Genomic DNA, 14,690 nt, shown 5'->3' on the forward strand with positions numbered 1-14,690 from the left:
CGTTAACCTTGCGGTGGGCTTGACTGCGGCGCGGTGGAATATACGACGACGGCGCTTCTCCGGCCGCGCGGGACCGTGAAACGAAGGTAAATCCGCATAGTATGTGCCCCCAAGGTAAATAAAAACCAAATTCCCGGGAAACGGCTTTCTGGCGCGGTTTAAGCCAGGGAAATTATGTCATCACGTAGTGATAGGGTGTGGCCGTCATGCGCTCACCACAGTACGAAAGGCGCCCAATGTTTCCTGTCCGCAACTTTGTGAAGCGATGCCGGCCAGCGCTTCTGGCTCTGGCGGTTCCCGCTCTGGCCGTGGCCGGAGTGGCGGTGGCTGTCCCGGCTCAGGCCGACCCTGGAGTTGTCACGATCCAGGTGGGCGGTGACGGAGCCATTACGGCCATGGCCGGCGGTGATGGCCACCGTATTGATCCGGCAGCCGCCGGTGGGGAGCTCCCCATCCGGGTGGTGACCTCCTACACCTTTAACGGGGTCACCACTTCAGATGCCAGCAGTGTTGCCGGGGCTACCGGCCCGGTCCGCATCGATGTCACTGTGCAAAATATCACAGGTAAATTGGAGCGGGTGAACGCGGATATTGACGGGCGCGCTGTTAGTCACGAGGTCCTGGTGGCCACCCCGATGTCGGTTGCTGCCGGTGTGGAATTGCCCGGTATCGCTCCCGAAGCTGTTCGGACTCCCCAGGCCGGCGGTGAAGGCATAGCAACCAACGGCGTCGTCGCCGTTAATGACCGCGGTACCACCACGGTGCAGTGGGCTGGACTCACCGGAGTAGGGTCCACCACCTCGCTCCTGCATTTCACGCTGGTTGTTGAGGCACAGGATTTCGTCACGCCCGTTATCAATATTGCGACGCAGCCCGGCTTCGGTATCAACCCGGATTCGCGCAAGCAGCGTGAGGAAACACTGCTCGTTTCCCAAACGATCCGTACCCTGCAAGAATCCGCGGATATCCTCGCGGATTCCGGGACCGCCCTTGAGGATGCGCGTGCCATGCTCGCCAACGCCGGCGGATCCATTGGTTCGCGCACTATCCGGGATCTGGAAATGTCGCGCGGGCGCATCGAGAATTCGGCGCAGTCCGTCTCATCCACGCTGGAGAGCCTGGAATCGCGCCTCAACAGCCTCTTCGCCAGCACGGGCTCCACCATGTCCAGCTCGCTGGCGGAAACAACCGCCACTGTGCGCACCCTCTTGGGGAACCCGGATGCTCCCCGGCCGCGTATCGATATCAACCCCGATACTTGCGAAATCAACTTCGGCCTGGAAGAAGATCTGCCGGCTACGCCGAGCCCGGCGGCTCCCAGCCCGGCGGCTCCCAGCCCGGGGGAGGGGCCGAGCGCGCCGGCATCCCCGGCTCCCTCGCCTTCTGCTTCTGCGGGTACGGGTGCCGCACCTTCGCCGTGGCCCACCCTCCCGAACGGGGATCCCAGCCCCCGGCCAACGGCAAGCTCCATTCCCATGGCCACGCTGTCACCGGCACCCAAGCCCAGCGGCCCGGCGGCGGGCGATGACCTGCCCACCGTCACCAATCCGGAAGAAGTGATTCCGGCCGGCGGGGTGTACGGCGTTATTAACGGTCTCTCCGCCCGTTTGGAAGCGCTGAGCGCCACCACCACCCGCTGCCAGGAACATATTCTTTCCGATCTGGACAGCATCCTCGGGCCGCAAAATCCCTCCCCGGAAGACTGCGCGAATCCGGCCGTTGCCACCACCTTGACCTGCACGGTTCTCAGCGCCCACCACGATTTGAATGAGCTGAGCAACCAGGTGCGTTCCGAAGGTGAAGAGCTGGTCACGCAGCTGCGTGGCGGTTCCCAGCACAAGAACCTGGATACGGTTGAGCAATTGGATGGAGCGCTGCGCAGCGTGAATACCCTCGCGAAAGACCTCCAGATCTACCAGCACGAGGGCCGCTTGCCGCAGCCGGAACCCACGCCCGGGCTTTCTCCGAGCTTCCCGCCACGGCCGGGAACCGAGCCTTCCGGCTCGCCTGAACCAAGCGCGGGAACCGAACCTTCCGGTACGCCTGAACCGAGCGCGGCGCCTACTGCGGAGCCCAGCACGGGGCCCAGTACGGGTGCTCCCCACGAGATCCCGCCCGAAACGGTAGATTCCAGCGCGCCCATGACGCCCTATATTGACGAACTCAAGAAGCGTTTCGATGCCGCACTCAAGCTCGTGGATACCCTGGATAAGGAATTCGCGCGGGTGAATGCGGAAGCCGGGAAGGCTTTTGAACGTAACCAGGCTCAGGATAAGCGCCTCACCGAAATCACGGAATCCATGTGTATTGACGCGGGCCTGACCCGTGAGGTTGGCTCCGAGGAACCTATCGCCAATCCCAAGCTCGATAAAAAGGCAGTGCGGGAGGTTGTTCGCGATCTCACCGGCGCCGAATGCCCGCATACCGCGGGAATGATCGGTAACCGCGCGGGTAAATATCGCCAATCCGTGCGTTTCCTCGGGCAGGAAACCCGCGATCACATCACCTCGATTATGGAAGCAAGCCAATCGGTGAGCGGGGAGAATCAGCCGGAGGCCATTGCCGGGCTCGCGCAGCTACGCGAGAGCCTCACGCAATCCCAGCAGATCCTCACGGATCTGGATGCCGAACGCGCTCGCCTCGATGATCAGCGCAAGGATCGCACCGCACAACTCGCGCAGATGGTTGACGAACTGAATAAGAACATCGCCACCACCGTTGATATTTACGCGGATCTGGCCCCGCTCGCCCGTGACGTCGTGGGTGAATTGGATGCCTTTGCAGCCGAACTGGACGGTTTCGTTGGAAAATCGAAGACCCGCACCGATGAAACAGGCACTACCAATCGCGACCGGCTCTACACCGGGGTTTCCACCGCGCGGGACCGCACCGAACGTTCCTCCAGCGCGATTTTCGATAGCGTCTCCAATCAGCTGACGGTCTTCTCCGAAAACCTGCGCAACACCGGGTCCAGCGCGGTGCGGAGCACCACCGGTCTGATTACGGACGCGAATAACACCCTGGACGCGGAAACCAACCAGCTCATGGATGAGAACAGCGCAACCGTGAGCACAACCAGCCGCAACGCGATCACTAATTCGGATGCCGTGTCCGCGCTCATTATGCAGGACCTCGTCAACGTGCTCGCGGATATCGGGACCAATACCCCCGGTGGCGGCGGCCTGCTTGGAGCCATGAAAACCTCCGAAGGCCACCTTGGAATTGCCGATGCCAAGCTCAGCGATTCCACCGCGACCACCACAACCATTCAATCCGGGTACCGTTCGGCACTCGGGGCAGATGCCTTCGGGGCCGCGCGCCTGCGCGCCTCCCTGGCCCGCCTCGAACAGCTACCTACGCTCCCGGCATCCGGCAACGCGGAAATCGGAATGTACTCCTTCCACGTCATTCCTGCTGAGGAGGAAAAGTGAGCGAATCCGCTAAGCACACCGAGGCCGAAACTCAATCCTCCGGGGCCTACCCGGCGAGCGGCGAGCCCGCTCGCGATAAGCGACGTACCGCACTCGGTATTCTGGCCGCTCTTCTGCTGATCGCCCTCCTCGCGGCCGTGATCTGGTTCTTCCGGTACCAATCAGAAAAGGCGCGGACGGCCAGCGAACCCGATTTTGAGGCTTTCCCGCCGGCCTCCGTGGAGCTCGCCGTGGAGAATGCGCCCGAGGGCCTCAAGCTCGGCGTCGTCGTATCTTATACGGAAGATCTCACCCAGGGCCCGGGCTGGGACCTCAGCGGTGAAGGCGTGCGAGTAGCGCAATGGCGCCTCGCGCAGGGCGGCACCCCGGTGGAGCTTGTGACGGTCTCCGATCAGGGTAGTGACGACGGCGCCCGCGCCGCCATCGCCGAATTATCCGATAACGATGTTTCCGGAGTCATTGCCCTCACTACCGGTAGCCACACCCTGGCGCTCGCGAACGCGGCCGCCGATGCCGGGCTCCCCATTATCTTCCCCTACCAGCTCCAGCCCTCCGCCAATGTTCCCGAGGGCGCGCACTACCAGCTTCCCACCGCGGGTGGCTGGATCACCGGGCTGACCAACCAGCTCGGTGACCTCCAGTGTTCCACCGTGGTTTCGGTGGGCGGGGAGCTCGCCAACGGGGTGCGGGGCGTGCGCGGGGTCGATGCCCATATCGGCCTGGCCGAACCCGCCACCGTGAGCGCCCAGGTGCTGGAAGCCACCCTGGGGCGACCCAATCCCTGCGTGGTGATTGACGCTCCGGCATCCATGATCGCCCAGCAGGTCACCGGCTTGCGCGGGGCGCGATACGACGGCCCGATCCTCGTGGGGCCGGAAGCTTTCAACGGCGTACTCAGCACGGCCCTCACCGATGCACGCACCCCGATTGCCGGTATCTACAGTTACGGATTCCCCACCCCGGGCGGGGTATCCCTCACCTCACCGGATGCCAGCGGGCTGCCGGCCGGCGGTTTCCTCCAGGCCGTGGAAGTGATGCGCACCAACGGCGCGCTTCCCTCCCTGCGCGATGACACCGAGTTCAGCGAGCGCTGGCAGTACGCGGACGGCCTCAGTCACGATGCGGTGCTCAGCTTCGTGGCCGCCGCCGCGGTAGCCGACTCCACCGACCCGGCCAAGATCATGCAGGCCCTCACCACCCCCGAAGCGCGTGAAGCTGCGGTATCGGGAGCCGAACGGGTGGCGCGCTGCGGCGCGGGAAGCACGGGTAGCACGGGTGGCGGTGCAGCTAGCGGGAGCAGCGGTGGCAGCGGCGCAGGTAGCGCGGGCGACGGTCCGTGCCCGGTGCAAGCAGCCATCGTAGACGGGCGCATCGAATGGATTTCCTCTGAGGGTGCCCACTAAGGAACACCCCGAAAAAGCGGAGTGGGCCGCCCGCATCACCCCAGGTGCGGCCCCTGAAGGTAAAGGCACAGCGGAAAACGATATGCGTATTGTCATTAGGAGCGATCACTCGGATCGGTTGTTTTCTCTGACAAACGTGACAGAAGAGACGCGCGTCGGGGATATCCTCGACGGCGCCCACCTCGACCGGCGCGAATGGGCCACCATGTGGGTGGACGGCGTGGCGGTCACCCCCTCAACCACCCTGGCTCGCGCCGGAGTGCACGAGGGAAGCGTCATTTCCGCCGTCGAACCGGAACAGCCCGCCGAAGAATGGGGCTTCATCATCACGGCGGGACCGGATACCGGGCGCTATATCTCCCTTCCCGCGGGTCGTCCCCTGCGCATCGGCCGCAGTCCGCAAGCCGATATCCACCTGGATTCCCCCACGGTTTCGTGGTCGCACTGCCTGGTGGAAGTACGCGAGGACGGCCTGTGGGTCAGTGACGATAACTCCTCGAACGGCACCATTCTGGACGGCGCGGCCCTAAAAGGGGAGGAAGGCGCCACCGAAGTACACCCCGGGGACGTGATCGGCATCGGGGCCTTCTACCTCGAAGCAGTCCGGCGTGATGAGGAGACTTCTCAACAGAACGACGACGCCGCTCACGGCGTGCTCACCGCCGTGTCCACGGTCGCTTTTAACCGGCCCCCGCGCCGAGCCCTGCCCGCCCACCCCAAACAACTCGAAGCTCCGGAAAAGAAAATGCCGGAAAAACCCGGCCGGCTCTCCTGGGCCGCGATCTTGGCTCCGATTTTCATGGCCGTGGTGCTCGTGGCGGTGCTCGGTTCCTTCCGCTTCGCCCTCATCGCGCTTTTCTCCCCGGTGATCGCCATCGGTTCTTTTATTGAACAGAAGCGCCGCTCCAAGAAAAGCAAAATCGAAGAAGAAGAAAAGTTCGTGGCCGCGCTCCAGGATTTCACCGTGGATATCGGCAAAGCCGCACTGGTGGAACGCTCCCGGATGCGCGCCCAAACTCCCTACCAGCACGAGCTGGCCGAACAAGCTCGGCGCGGCGGGCCACGCCTGTGGCAGGTGCGCTCCGATCACTTCGATTTCGGCAGCGCCCAGATTGGTACCGGGCCGGTTCCCTTCGAGGTTCCGCTCGAAAATGCCAGTACCAAACCGGAACCGCGGGTACGCGAGATCCTCGACCTGGCCCGCATCCCGGCCGCCCCGGTTCGGGTGGATTTCACCAAGGGCCCGGTAGGTATCTGGGGTGAGCGTGACGAGGCCCTGGCCTTGGCGCGTTCCCTGGTGACCCAGCTGGCCACCCTCTCCGGCCCGGCCGATATGACGATCGCGGTTGCTACCGACCGGGCCCGCTCCGAACACTGGCGCTGGTGCGCCTGGCTGCCCCATACCCGCGTGGGCGGAGCTAACCCGAATAATCGCTATCTTGCCTTTGAGCGCACTCCGGCCCAAACCATGCTGCGCGGCCTACGCGATGGCCTCAACGGCTTGCCTTCCGCATCCCTTTTCCTCGTTATTGATGATGTGGCACTCCTGGAAGGTCGGGATTGCCCGGCCCGTGACCTCCTCGCTTACCGCGGGGAGGATGTGACCGGCTCCCAGAAAGCTAAAGAAGTCAGCGGTATCGTGCTGGCCACCCGCCCCGAACAGCTCCCTGCTTCCTGCCATAGTGTTATCAAGGCGAAACCCGGGGCGGAGCTGACCTTGAGTATCCCCTCCGAAGATGTCACCATCGAACATATTGCCGGGGCGGTATCTACCGAGCCGCGCCTAGAAGAGTGGGCGCGGTCCCTCTCCCTTTTCGATGATCCGGAAGTGCGCGATGCCGGCGCGGCCCTGCCGCCCCTTGTACATCTTCTCGGTCTGCTCGGGCTTTCCCGCGATATAACCAGCGCGGATATCACCCAGCTGTGGCAGAACAATAAGGGATTCCGCTTCCCGCTGGGCGTATCCGAAGATGGTACATACTGGCTGGATATGGTTCGCGATGGCCCGCACGGCCTCGTGGGTGGTACCACCGGTTCGGGTAAATCGGAGATGCTGCGCACCATGGTGGCCGGGCTCGCTGCCAGGGTAGATCCTCAGCACCTGACCTTCATCCTGGTTGATTTCAAGGGTGGGGCGGCCTTCGCCACCCTCGACCAGCTTCCGCATACCATCGGCACTCTCTCGAATCTGGAGCCCTCCCTGGCCTACCGTGCCTTGCGTGCCCTGGAAGCTGAGATGCTCTACCGCCAGCAATGCTTCGCGGCTGCCGGGGAAGGCGTGGACAACCTCGATAACTACTTGGCGACGAACCCTAGTGAGCCCATGCCGCGCATTCTCGTCGTCGTCGACGAATTCGCTCAGCTCGCGAAAGAGTACCCGGATGTACTCTCCTCCCTGGTCTCTATCGGCGCGGTGGGGCGTACCCTCGGTGTGCATATGGTGCTCGCTACTCAGCGCCCGGCCGGCGTTGTCAATGATGACATCCTCGCGAATACCAATATGCGGGTGGCCTTGCGGGTGCAATCACGCGATGATTCCTCGAATGTTATCGGGGTGCCGCACGCCTCCAGCATCGGCCGCGAACAGCGCGGGCGCGCCTATATCAAACTCGGTGAAGAAGATATTCACCCCATCCAAACCGCGCTCGTGACAGGTATAAGCGACGCGGCCCAATCCACCGACCTTCACGTGGATGAAATCGAGCTGGGCGGTCCGCTCCCTGATCACACCGTGGCGCGCGCCGGGGACGAAGAATCCGACGTCGATCTCCTTATCCGAGCCATCCAAGAAGCCCACCGCGCCGCGGGCTTCGGCACCCCGCGCCCCGTCTGGCCCGAACCGCTGGGCGAGCGGGTGGATCTACTCCTCGATACCGATACTCCGCGTGAAGGCGTAGCTAATATTCGCGTGAGCGCGGGCGGGGATACCGTTGCCGTGGCCCTCGCCGATGATCCCAGCCACCAGCGCCAAATCCCGGCCGGCTGGCGGCCCGCGGAAGGCAATCTTATGCTCGCCGGCATTCCCGGTTCGGGAACAACGACGACGCTGCAATCCCTCGCCCTCGTCATCGCCGCAACATCCGACCCGGCCACCACGGATTTCCTGTACCTTGACCTGGGTGGGCGCGGCCTGGAACCCCTCCACGAACTGCCCCATTCCATTGGTTACGCCGGGCCGGGCAAAGCCAATCGTGAACTCCAGCAGCGCCTGCTGCGCTACCTGCGCAGCGAATACGATAAACGCACCACGGACCCGGGCGAATACTCCGATATCTACGTTTTTATCGATTCATTCGCCACCCTGCGTGAAGAATACGATGATGCGGAAGGCATGGAACTCCTCGAAGGGCTCTACCAGGTATGGGGCAAGGGGCCGGGCGTGGGCATCCACATGGTGGGCGCTACCTCGCGCCTCAAGGCCATTCCCGCGGCGGTGGATGAAGTCACCACCCAGAAATGGCTCTATCGCCTGGCCGATTCTTATGACTACTCTCTGGTGGGGGTCTCACGCGATAATATTCCCGCCCAGGTTCCCGGCCGCTACGTGGATGCGATCACGAAACTCCACGGGCATGTGGCCACCATTCCCGCCCCGCTAGAGCAGGCTATTGCCACGGTGGCGGCGCGCTGGCAGCCGGTGGAGAAAGCCACCGTGGTGGCGCGCCTGAGCGACGACCTGCGGGTATCCGATCTGAGTACCACCGCGCAGCTAACGGGGGAGCCCTGGATTATCCCGGTCGGAGTGGAAGAAGCCACCCTGCGCGATTACTGCCTGGAAGCCTACGCCGGGGAGCATATGCTCATTTCCGGACCGGCGCGCAGCGGGAAAAGCTCGGTACTCTTGGGCATCGCCACAAAACTGGCCGGCGATGCGCGGGCCGCCGGCAGCCCCCTGCGCATTATCGGCCTGGCCTCGCGCCGCTCCCCGCTGCACGGTAGCGACGTCCTCGACAACGTTTATGACCACGAGGATGTCCCCTCCGCGGTGGCGGAAGCCGGTCTGGGTACCACGCCCACTATTCTTTTGATCGACGACGCACACCAGGTCACGGAAGGGGAAGAAGCCCTCAAGGATCTCCTCGCCACCAGCAACCAGCAGCTCCTTATTATCGCAGCCGGCCGCAACGATGACCTGCGTTCCGCCTACGGCAAGTGGACGGCGACGCTACGCAAATCACGATTGGGCATTCTGCTCCACCCGAACCGCGATTACGATGGCGACCTCCTAGGCGTGCGCCTCCCGCGGCGCTCCCCGGTCAAAATGACCGCCGGGCGCGGCTACGCCTGCGAAGGCGGCACCGCCACCCTCATCCAAGCCGTGACCGTGCGGGATGACGCATGAGTACCGCATTCGATTTTGGAGCTTCCTACCGCGCCCTCGCCCCCATCGGCCGCGGCGCCTCCGGCGTGGTTTACGAGGGGGAACGCAAGGATGATGGCACCCGCGTTGCCATTAAATTCCTGCGCGACGAATACGTGGGTGACCCGGAAATTCTGCGGCGTTTCATTACCGAACGCTCCGTCCTCACCCAGCTCAGCCACCCCCATATCGTCGGGGTGCATGATCTGGTAGCCGACGGCGGCAAACTCGGCATCGTCATGGAGTATGCGCCCGGCCCTAACCTGCGCGAATACCTCGCTGAGCACGGCCCCTTAGCCCCCGCGGATGCCTTGGATATCACCCGTCAGGTGGTTGAAGCACTCCAGAGCGCACACGCGGGCGATGTCGTCCATCGCGATATCAAACCGGACAATATTATTTTGACCGGGCTGGCTCCGGACGCGGCGGTCGCGCCAGATACGCCAGCCACGGCCGGCAAAGATAAGGCCCTTCCGGGGCGGAAAAAACTACGCGGGCGCACCGAAGCGGAGGACCGTTTCAACGTCAAAGTAACAGACTTTGGTATTGCCGCGATTATCGGGACCGGCTCAAAAACCACGAGCATCGTGGGAACCCCGGATTATATGGCTCCGGAACTCATCGCGCAGGCGCGCGCCACCCCGAGCGTGGATATGTACGCGGTGGGCATTATGCTCTACGAAATGCTCACCGGGCGCACCCCCTTCGGCGGGGAGGGCCTCAATCCTTTCACTATTGCGCATCGCCACCTCACGGAGAAAATTGCTCCGCTGGCCGGCCTGGAAGAAAATACCGCGGCTCTGCTCGATGAGCTGGTGGGGAAGAACCCGGATACCCGGCCGGATGCCGCGCAGGTGCTTGACAGGTTACCGGCCTGCGTGGAAGCAAGCGCCGGCCAGGACCCCCTGGAGCTCAACCCCTCCGCCCCGGTCTTTTACCCGGCCACCATGCTGGACGGTGCTTTCAACGCCGCCGCACTCGCCCGCGAAGCGCTGGGCGCGGCTAAGGATACTGAGAAAGAGGCGCCCGCCCGCCCCGCCGTCGTCCTTTCCCGCGAGAGTTTAGGGGAGCTTGACGCTGCGCCGTCGGCCACCATTATTAGTTCCGGCGCGGCACTGGACCTTAACTATGTACCCGCGCCCGTGATTGAACGCGAGCCGAGCTTCTGGGAAAAAACCGGGAGTTTTATACGCGAGCACTGGATTCTCGTGACGCTGGGTGTCGTGACGCTCCTCGCGGCGATTGCCGGGGTGGTGTGGATGCTGTGGCCGCAGGCGGAAAGTTCCGATACCGCTCCCACCGAACCGATCCAGGCGCGGCTGGAGGATCACCCGCTTCCCTCCGGTCTGTCGATTGTGCGCGAGGCGAAGTGGAATCCGCAACGCCAGGTCATCGACTACACCGTCACGTACAAAACCGCAAAAAGCCCGATTTCGGGTAACGTGCTGGAGGTGATTCCCGCCCCGCAACCTAAGGATGAAGGTGGGGATACCGCGAAAAAGCAGTCTGAGCAGCAGAACACGAAGGGAACGAGCGGAGCAGCGGCGCCGCAATGCGCCGACGTGGTGTGGGATCGCGCCGGCAAACCGCATTCTAATGCCACAACCTCGCTCACGGCCCGCTGTGCCTGGACCCTGGAGGCTCCCACCGTGACGGTTGGACAACCGGTGACCATTACCGCCACGGTGAGCTCGGATTACGTTCCTGAAGACGAACAGGAACTTTCGCGGTGGCTCACCGAGGTTAGTGAGGCAACCGCGAAGGCGGCCGGGGATGAAACGGCTACCTCCACCGCCTATCCGCTCCAGCGCCTGCGCTCCGTCAAGGTCACGGTGCCCCCGCGGATCCAGCAGGGGCAGCCGATTCCCATCAGCATTATCGGGGTGTGGCCCAATGGTGAGAATGTGACGACGCCGCTCTACACCAGCCCCGCCAGCGGTGCGCCGACGAGTATTCTCTCCGATCTGACCGGCGGGGACACCGCGAATCTGCGCTTCACCGACCGCTGTTCCGGGGCGGTGACCATCAGCTCGGACGGTCACGCGGTTTCCGCGCTCTATCCGGCCCAATGCGAGATCGGCGCCGTTGTCGGTAATTTCGACGCCGCTCCCGGCACCATTGCCATTACCGGCTCGGGGTCGTAGCGGAGCCCGAAGCCCGGCTTTAGCCCCGGAACCGGCGCCAGGCCGCGAGCGCTACTCCGGCCCCGCCCAGCAGCGCTGCGAGTGCCAGGCCGGTAGCAGAGTTCGCGCCGGTGCGCTGTAGCGGCCTTGGGTGCGGCGTGCTCACCGAAGGCGGTGTGCTGGGAACATTCGGAGTGCTCGGAACTGTAGGAGTGCTCATAGTAGCCGGCACGGTAGGTGTAGGTTCCGGCGTCGCAGGCATGGACGGCGTCGGGCTGGGCACGCTCCGGTCACCGGGTTCCGGCACCGGCGTAGTGGACGGCTCCGGCGATTCGGAGGGTTCCGGCGACGTGGACGGTTCGGGTTCCGGCGATTCAGAAGGCTCCGGTTCCGGCGTAGGTTCCGGCGACGGCTCCGGCTGCTCGCACAGCGTGATGACCGCGGCGGCTTGATCGCAGCCGTCCTCGCCAACCCCGCTGATGGTGTAGGTAACCGCGGGATTGGCGTGGAGCGCGTAGAGGTAGGTATACCAATCGCCCGCACCCAGGGAGCCCTCAATATCTTTCCCGATAAGATCGTTGCGTCCGGTTTCCCGCGTCACCACGCACTGCGGCGAGCCGGTCAAACCGGCATCCGTGACCCGCTCGCGTGCAGCCGCATTCACCGCCGGATCGCTGAGTGAATACGCGGGTAGATCGCCCATGCGGCCCCACTCAAATTCCTGCAGGCTCTGGCAGCCCGCCATATACGAACCGGGCCCGCCGCCTTCCTGCGAGCATTTCCACAGCTTATTTATGGCGCGGATCGGCAGCACGGTCACCTCCGATTGCACCGCCACATCGCCTTCCACGCGGAGCGTGTAGACGCCCGGGCCGCCTATTCCGAAAGAGTATTCGTCATAGAGGTCCATATTCGCTACCTCGCCGCCGTAGGCGAGGTACGACGGCGGATCTGTGGCAACAGCCAAGTTGGCTTTTATACGCTGCACGCCCAGATTAGGATCCTCGAAATCCGGCGTGACGTGTGAGTACCAGGGGAAATCCTCGGGAGCCATATCGGGATAGAGCTCGGGATCGAAAACCGCATCCCCGTTGCTGTCGCGGCCCACATCCCAGATACGGAGCTCCTGATTGACGGGCTTGGTGGGAACCGTCCAGCGGCTCTCCCAATCGAAATCAGGCTGCGCCTGGAGAGCCTCAAGAGCGGGGTAGTCCGGAACGCTGGTGAGCGTCATTTTTACGTTCTCCAGCACGGTCGGAACGAAAACCGCCGCGCCCTGCGCAGTTTGGATATGGTCCGAGGATTCCACCAGGCGAGCTACCTGAACCGTGTAACTCACATGGGCGACGTCGCCCACCTTCTCCACGCAGGTATCTCCGCCGCGGCAGTTCACTCCGCCTCCTGTTACGGTCATGACATTGCGCATGAGCGTCCGGTCAGGATCGGGACCGCCGGCTGTGGCGGTGACGGGAAGGAAAATGCCGGCGCCGGCCAGCGCGGCGGCAAGGGCGAGCCGCCCGAAGGTGTGTGCGTGAATGGCCATGGGTACCCCCGTGGAAAATAATTCCCTATCCAGCTTCAGCTGTGAAACTAAATTGAGAAACTGCGTGATATGCGGGCAGGAATCCCGCACCACATCCCATGTTACGCCGTAGTAAATGAATGTGCACGGATATTTAGGGTAACCGCCAATCCACCGGGCTGGCTCCCTGCTCGGCCAGTAGCGCATTGGCGCGCGAAAAAGGCTTGGAGCCAAAGAAACCGCGCGAAGCGGAAAGTGGCGACGGGTGCGGGCTGGCAATCACCGGGGTATTTCCCAGCAGCGGGCGCAGCTCCTGAGCATTACGGCCCCACAAAATCGCCACCAGCGGTTTCCCGCGCGCCGCGAGGGTGCGAATCGCATGATCGGTAACTTTTTCCCAGCCGCGCCCCCGGTGTGAATTAGCGTTATTCGGGGTCACGGTCAGCACCCTGTTGAGCAGCATCACGCCCTGTTCGCACCACGGCGTGAGGTCACCGCTGCTGGGGAGTGGGGCGCCAACGTCGTCGTGTAATTCCCGAAAGATATTGACGAGCGAGCGTGGCGGAGCCACATTCGGCGCCACGCTAAAGGAGAGCCCCACCGCATTTCCGGGGGTGGGGTAGGGGTCCTGGCCCACAATGAGCACCTTGACGGAATCCAGGGGATAGGTAAAAGCGCGCAGCACATTTTTGCCCGCGGGAAGATAGCCGCGCCCGGCCGCGTTCTCTTCGCGTAAGAACGTGCCCATCTCATGAATGATAGGTTCAACAGGGGCAAGAGCCCGCGCCCAATCGGGGCTGATGATCTCGGAAAGAGGCTGCATAGTGTCAGAGTACCGGAGTGAGGAACCTCCTTTTGCGAGCACGCCTTCGAGTGAGGGTAGTGGGGAAGCTTCGTGGGAGGATTTCTTGCGTAGTGCGGGCCCTGCCTTGCACGACGACGAGCTGCGCGTCCTCACCACGGAGATGCGGTGGCGGGCCGTGTACCGCACGAAAACCGAGGCAATCCGGGCGCTCGGCATGACTCCCACCCGCTACTACCTCATTCTTTCCGGCATTCTCAATAACCCGCGCGCCGAAGTGGAGTACCCGGATGTGGTGCGAGCCATCACCCGGCTGCGGGACCTGCGCGATAAGGAACGCGGCGGGCGCGGCAGAAAACAGCTAGGCTAACGGTGTGGCAGGAAAGTACCCAGTAGACGAATTTGATATCGCGGCGCGCCAGCGCACAACCCGCGGCGCTCACCGCAAGCGCGAATCCTCGGCAAAGTGGTGGATCGCGCTCATCGCTATCCTCATTCTCGCCCCGGCTCTCGGGTACGGCATTGTCAAAATGAACCAGATTTCAGTAGCGCCACCCTCCCACAAGCCGAGCGTGAGCGCACCGGCCCAGCCTTCGGCTACGGCGCCCGAAGCCGGAACCGAAGGCGCGGGCACAGAAGGCAGCCCGGCCCCCGCTTCGGAGGCGCCGGCGCCCGCGGAAGAAGCCTCACCTTCGGCTTCCCCCACCCCGTCCGCTGAAGTGGATCACAGCCGTTCCACCCTCATCCTCAACGCCTCCGGGATTTCCGGATATGCCGCCGCCCATCAGCGCCAACTCACCGAAGCTGGCTTCACTACCACCTCCATCGGCAACTACCAGCACGCGGCACCGGCTCACTCCCAGATTTTCTATCCGGAGGCCGCTGATCTGCCCACCGTGGAAGCCATCGGTGCCGAATTGGGAATCACCGATTTCGTTGAAAACGCCAGCGCGAGCGGGGATAGCATCGTCGTCGTGCTGGCGGGGGATACCCGCGACTAAAGAACCCCGCGTGAAGATTCCCGGCTTCGCCAGCCGCTAAAACTTGAG

General features: G+C 63.4%; 8 protein-coding genes. 6 read left to right on the forward strand and 2 right to left on the reverse strand.

Translation table 11 applies throughout. The annotated features are described in order from the left end of the window. Positions 1-236: 236 nt before the first annotated feature. From CZ322_RS04245 to CZ322_RS04260, 4 genes are all read left to right on the forward strand, one after another. A complete protein-coding gene (locus tag CZ322_RS04245; protein WP_087070351.1) occupies positions 237-3,431 on the forward strand; it encodes a hypothetical protein in 3,195 nt (1,064 codons plus the stop codon). Beyond that, complete coding sequence (locus CZ322_RS04250) at positions 3,428-4,834, forward strand: ABC transporter substrate-binding protein (protein WP_087070352.1); 1,407 nt, start codon at positions 3,428-3,430, stop codon at positions 4,832-4,834. The genes CZ322_RS04245 and CZ322_RS04250 overlap by 4 nt, the downstream gene beginning before the upstream one ends. A 136-nt stretch (positions 4,835-4,970) precedes the next feature. Continuing rightward, positions 4,971-9,176 (forward strand): FtsK/SpoIIIE domain-containing protein, encoded by a 4,206-nt coding sequence (locus tag CZ322_RS04255; RefSeq protein WP_159454988.1) that lies wholly within the window; start codon positions 4,971-4,973, stop codon positions 9,174-9,176. Then, on the forward strand, positions 9,173-11,338 hold the full coding sequence (locus tag CZ322_RS04260) for a serine/threonine-protein kinase (protein ID WP_087070354.1): 2,166 nt from the start codon (positions 9,173-9,175) through the stop codon (positions 11,336-11,338). The genes CZ322_RS04255 and CZ322_RS04260 overlap by 4 nt, the downstream gene beginning before the upstream one ends. Before the next feature lie 19 nt (positions 11,339-11,357). Here CZ322_RS04260 and CZ322_RS10095 read toward each other — a convergent pair whose 3' ends face one another. Beyond that, a complete protein-coding gene (locus CZ322_RS10095; protein WP_180948667.1) occupies positions 11,358-12,860 on the reverse strand; it encodes a hypothetical protein in 1,503 nt (500 codons plus the stop codon). 133 nt (positions 12,861-12,993) lie between these two features. Next, positions 12,994-13,662 carry a uracil-DNA glycosylase gene (locus CZ322_RS04270; RefSeq protein WP_087070355.1) on the reverse strand — a complete coding sequence of 223 codons (669 nt, stop codon included), beginning with the start codon at positions 13,660-13,662 and terminating at the stop codon, positions 12,994-12,996. 1 nt (position 13,663) lies between these two features. Between CZ322_RS04270 and CZ322_RS04275 the strand changes: the two genes are divergently transcribed. Both CZ322_RS04275 and CZ322_RS04280 read left to right on the forward strand, forming a co-directional pair. Continuing rightward, positions 13,664-14,011 (forward strand): DUF3263 domain-containing protein, encoded by a 348-nt coding sequence (locus tag CZ322_RS04275; RefSeq protein ID WP_159454989.1) that lies wholly within the window; start codon positions 13,664-13,666, stop codon positions 14,009-14,011. Between the two features lie 4 nt (positions 14,012-14,015). Next, positions 14,016-14,642, forward strand: coding sequence for a LytR C-terminal domain-containing protein (locus tag CZ322_RS04280; RefSeq protein WP_087070356.1), 627 nt, complete (start codon positions 14,016-14,018; stop codon positions 14,640-14,642). Positions 14,643-14,690 lie beyond the last annotated feature (48 nt).

Origin of the sequence: Actinotignum timonense, assembly GCF_900155575.1 — a bacterium.
In the GTDB taxonomy this organism is placed as follows: Bacteria; Actinomycetota; Actinomycetes; order Actinomycetales; family Actinomycetaceae; genus Actinotignum; species Actinotignum timonense.